Source organism: Streptomyces sp. W16 (genome assembly GCF_033194735.1).
Taxonomy (GTDB): domain Bacteria; phylum Actinomycetota; class Actinomycetes; order Streptomycetales; family Streptomycetaceae; genus Streptomyces.
The window spans coordinates 1-4,256 of the sequence record NZ_JAWOAI010000698.1; the positions used below are offsets into that span (position 1 = coordinate 1).

General features: G+C 70.7%; 6 protein-coding genes. 3 read left to right on the forward strand and 3 right to left on the reverse strand.

Features of this window, described 5'->3' with window-relative positions; translation table 11 throughout:
* The 3 genes from R6V09_RS47360 to R6V09_RS47370 all read left to right on the forward strand — a co-directional run.
* The coding region (locus R6V09_RS47360; RefSeq protein ID WP_317887649.1) for a PTS sugar transporter subunit IIA at positions 1–717 on the forward strand (717 nt) is incomplete at its 5' end.
* Between the two features lie 220 nt (positions 718–937).
* Positions 938–1,261, forward strand: coding sequence for a hypothetical protein (locus tag R6V09_RS47365; protein WP_317887650.1), 324 nt, complete (start codon positions 938–940; stop codon positions 1,259–1,261).
* Positions 1,240–1,533: a S26 family signal peptidase gene (locus R6V09_RS47370; RefSeq protein ID WP_317887651.1), complete on the forward strand. Its 294-nt coding sequence runs from the start codon at positions 1,240–1,242 to the stop codon at positions 1,531–1,533. Before R6V09_RS47365 ends, R6V09_RS47370 begins: the two co-directional genes overlap by 22 nt.
* A gap of 66 nt (positions 1,534–1,599) precedes the next feature.
* Here the strand turns inward: R6V09_RS47370 and R6V09_RS47375 are convergent, their stop codons facing one another.
* The 3 genes from R6V09_RS47375 to R6V09_RS47385 all read right to left on the reverse strand — a co-directional run.
* Positions 1,600–2,580, reverse strand: coding sequence for a cation diffusion facilitator family transporter (locus R6V09_RS47375; RefSeq protein ID WP_317887652.1), 981 nt, complete (start codon positions 2,578–2,580; stop codon positions 1,600–1,602).
* A 145-nt stretch (positions 2,581–2,725) separates the two neighbouring features.
* Positions 2,726–3,877: a mannose-6-phosphate isomerase, class I gene (manA, locus tag R6V09_RS47380; RefSeq protein WP_317887653.1), complete on the reverse strand. Its 1,152-nt coding sequence runs from the start codon at positions 3,875–3,877 to the stop codon at positions 2,726–2,728.
* A 109-nt stretch (positions 3,878–3,986) separates the two neighbouring features.
* On the reverse strand, positions 3,987–4,256 hold a 270-nt coding region (locus R6V09_RS47385), incomplete at its 5' end, for an SIS domain-containing protein (RefSeq protein ID WP_317887654.1).

Genomic DNA, 4,256 nt, shown 5'->3' on the forward strand with positions numbered 1-4,256 from the left:
GGGGTGAACTCGGGCGGCGCAGGCTCGGGCTCGCGTACCGCGATGGGCTTGGACGGGTCGGGGTCGCGAGGTCCGCGCAGTGCGGCGGTCGGCGCTGAAGCAGCCACGGCCGACGTCGGCTCGCCCACCGGCCAAAGCACCTCCCGCACCAACTCGCCCACCGCCGAAGGTGCTTCCGGTTCCGGCTCGCCCACCGCAGGAGGGGCCGCCCCGGAAGCCCTCCCTGAGACCTTCCCCGGAGGCCTCCCGGAAGCCCTCCCCGAAGTCCTCTCCGGCTACCTCACCGAGCAGACCGTGAAAGTCCCCCTCGACGCGGTCGACAAGGAGTCCGCGATCCGTGAGGTGGCCGGGCTGTTGGCGCGGACCGGCAAAGTCGTGGACGTCGAGGAGTTGGTGGCGACCGCGTTGCGGCGGGAGGAGTTGGGGACGACCGGGCTCGGCGAGGAGATCGCGATTCCGCATGCCAAGACGGATGCGGTGAGTGCGCCGGTCGTCGGGTTTGCACGGTCGGCGGAGGGGGTCGAGTGGGGCTCGCCGGACGGTACGAAGGCCCGGTTGGTCTTCATGATCGCCGTACCGGAGGCGGCGGCCGGTGACGAGCATCTTCGGATTCTGGCGCTGCTGTCGCGGAAGTTGACTGATGCCGGGTTCCGGAAGCGGCTGTTGGCGGCCGGTGACGCGGCGGCGGTGCTCGGTGTGCTGAGCGAGGTCGGTTAGGGCCTGCCCGGCGGATCATGCCGCGGACGCGGGGCGTGGCACGCACCACGCCCCGCTCACCCGGGCTGATCAGGCACCGCTGATTTCCTGCGACCTGATCCGCCGGACAGGCCTCAGCGGTGGCGGGCTCGCGGCTGTGGCAGGTCGCGGGCCCGCGCGGTCCGTTCGCAGACGCCCGTTACCCTCTGCGCCGCGGAAGTGCCGCATGGGGAGGGAAACGATGTCGGGCAAGGGGCGGGGACTCGGGGGCGCGGCTGTGGTGGTGGGGCTGTTGGGGGTGGGGCTGGCGCTGGGCTCCTTCGTGTACGCGTGGAATTCGTACGGGAGTTCCACCATCAGCAGCCAGAGCATGTCGCCGACGTACAGGCCGGGTGACCGGATCGTCTTCGAGAAGGTGGGCGGCGACGAGGTGGTGTGCTGCTCGGGCACGGGCACGGACGCGCGGATCACCGTGAACGGAAAGCCGCTGTCGGAGCCGTATGTCGACCAGGGCCGTATGTCGACCAGGGCGATGTCGACGGCGTGCACAAGACGTACGACGTGAAGGTCCCGAAGGAGCGGCTGTTCCTGGTCGGTGACAACCGTGCGAACGCGATGGGCTCGCGTTTCTTCGCGAGCGATCGCGGCGGGACGGTGGCCGGGTCCGCCGTCCGGGGGCGGGTGACCGACGATCGTACGAGTGCCGTCGTCATCGGGTCGGCCGTCATCGGCGGGGTCGTCCTGGCCCTGGTCGGTATCGGCCTGGGCGTCGCCGCGTTCGTCGTACGGCGGCGGAGGGCGGCCCCGGTGGCGTCGTGGCCCGTGCCGCAGGGGTAGCGGAGCGGGATGGGGAGGGCCCGTCGAACGTCCCGGCGGGCCCCGTTGCCGTAGGAGCTGGGGAACTCAGTGCTCGGCGGGGTGCTGGGCCGGGCCTCCGGGGGTGGCTTCGCGGTCGGGGCCCTTGGTGGCTTCGGACTCGCTGTAGATGTCGGGTTCGAGGTAGATGACGCGGGCGATCGGTACGGCCTCGCGGATGCGGGACTCGGCGGCGTTGATCGCGGTGGCGACCTCGGCGGCCGTGTCGTCGTGCTGGACAGCGATCTTGGCGGCGACGAGCAGTTCCTCGGGGCCGAGGTGGAGGGTGCGCATGTGGATGATGCCGGTGACGGTGTGGCCGTCGACGATGGCGGCCTCGATCTTCTTGACGTCCTCGATGCCGGCGGACTCGCCGAGCAGCAGCGACTTGGTCTCGGCGGCCAGGACCAGGGCGATCAGGATGAGCAGGATGCCGATGCAGAGGGTGCCGATGCCGTCCCAGATGCCGTCGCCGGTGAGCAGGGCCAGGCCGACACCGCAGAGGGCGAGGACCAGGCCGATGAGCGCGCCGAAGTCCTCCAGGAGGACGACCGGCAGCTCGGGGGCCTTGGCGCGGCGGATGAACTGCGACCAGGAGTGCGTGCCGCGCAGTTCGTTCGACTCCTTGATGGCCGTGCGGAAGGAGAAGCCCTCGGCGATGATCGCGAAGATGAGGACGCCCACCGGCCAGTACCAGTGCTCGATGTCGTGCGGGTGCTTGATCTTCTCGTAGCCCTCGTAGACGGCGAACATGCCGCCGACCGAGAAGAGGACGATCGAGACGAGGAAGGCGTAGATGTACCGCTCGCGGCCGTAGCCGAAGGGGTGCTGCGGCGTCGCCTCGCGCTGGGCCTTCTTGCCGCCGATCAGCAGGAGGGCCTGGTTGCCGGAGTCGGCGAGCGAGTGGACGCCCTCGGCGAGCATCGAGGACGAGCCGCTGAAGGCGAACGCCACGAACTTCGATGCCGCGATCGCGAGGTTGGCGCCGAGTGCCGCCACGATCGCCTTGGTGCCGCCTGACGCGCTCATGTGTTCGCGGTGTCCCTTCGCCTTCGTACGTCTGCCCCGGACGTCTGCCCAGAGCGGCAGTCCGGTAGTCTTTGCCCGTCCTTTGCCGGTGGGTCATTCTTGCAGCCCTGCCCGGCGGCGGCTCGTCAGGTATCCACAGGCCCGGTCATACGATCACAGTGGCCCGGAAGACCGTGCCGACTCCGGACACCTCGGCCTTGTCGCCGGCCGGGACGAAGACCGACTGGCCGGGGGCGAGTTCGAACTCGCCCGCCTTCACCGCGCCGGCCGTGCAGAGCAGGATCTGCGGGGTGTCGAGGGTGAGGTCGTGGACGCCGGTGCCCGCCGGAAGGACGTACCGGGACAGCCGGAACTCGTCGATGGGGGTCTCGTAGACCTCCTCGCCGTCGGGGGACGCCTCGGGGCGCAGCACTCCGGGGTCGCTCGCCTCGAAGTTGACGATGCGCAGGAGTTCGGGGACGTCGACGTGCTTGGGGGTGAGGCCGCAGCGCAGGACGTTGTCGGAGTTGGCCATGATCTCGACGCCGAGGCCGTTGAGGTAGGCGTGCGGGATGCCGGCGCCGAGGAACAGGGCCTCGCCGGGCTGGAGCCGGACGTAGTTCAGGAGCATGGCCGCGATGACGCCGGGGTCGCCCGGGTAGTGGTGGGCGATGTCGGCGTAGGGCGCGTAGTCGCCGCCGAGGCGGGTGCAGACGGTCGCCGCCGCCGTGACCGTGTGGCGCATCTCCTCGGGGTCGGCGGTGAGGATCGCCGTGAGGACCTCGCGCAGGGCGGCCTCCTCGGGGTGCGCGTGCAGGAGGTCGACGTACGGCTTCAGGGAGTCGACGCCGAGGCCGGCGAGCAGGTCGGCGGCTTGCAGCGGGTCGCGGAAGCCGCAGAGGCCGTCGAACTCCGTGAGCGCGCAGATCAGTTCGGGCTTGTGGTTGGCGTCCTTGTAGTTGCGGTGCGGGGCGTCCACGGGGATGCCGCGGCGCTCCTCGTCGGCGTAACCCTCCTTCGCCTGCTCCAGGTTGGGGTGCACCTGGAGGGAGAGGGGGGCGCCGGCGGCGAGGATCTTCAGCAGGAAGGGCAGTCGGGGGCCGAACTTCGCGACCGCCTTCTCGCCCAACTCCCGCTCCGGAGCGGCCTCGACGACCTCGACGAGCGTCCCGCGCGCGGTGCGCGAGGGTGCCCCCGGGTGCGCGCCCATCCACATCTCCGCCTGCGGCTCACCGCTCGGCTCCACGCCGAGGAGCTTGGGAATGGCGGTGGTGGAACCCCAGGCGTAGGGGCGGATCGTGTTGTCGAGGCGGTCCATGTGGCTCTCTACCGGTTCTCTCTGCGTACGACCCCAGGACGACCTGGGTACGACGTGGCTTCGCGCCCCGTACGACGGTGTACGGCGGCTCAGGGCTTCGACGACAAGATCAGGCGCCCGAGGCGAGCGCCAGGTAAACGGCGGCGAAATCCGTCATGGCGATCAGCTCCGCGAGGGTCTCCAACTCGCCGCCGTCCTCCGGCTCCAGCTCACTGATCGGCGTGTCGTGGCTGAGGGCCAGGTCACGGGCGGTCGGAGCGGCTGTGAGACCGCCGATCGGGCGGTCCCGGAGCAGCACCACGCGTGCGTGCAGCGCGGGCGCCTCGTCGACGCGGTCGCGGAAGAAGTCGTCGGGGTCGGCGCTGGCGGCGAGCGGGCC

Bases quoted from the DNA above. Each gene is read 5' to 3' on its own strand.
- R6V09_RS47365 (WP_317887650.1), top strand. From the start codon at position 938: ATGTCGGGCAAGGGGCGGGGACTCGGGGGCGCGGCTGTGGTGGTGGGG.
- R6V09_RS47375 (WP_317887652.1), bottom strand. From the start codon at position 2,580: ATGAGCGCGTCAGGCGGCACCAAGGCGATCGTGGCGGCACTCGGCGCC.
- manA (WP_317887653.1), bottom strand. From the start codon at position 3,877: ATGGACCGCCTCGACAACACGATCCGCCCCTACGCCTGGGGTTCCACC.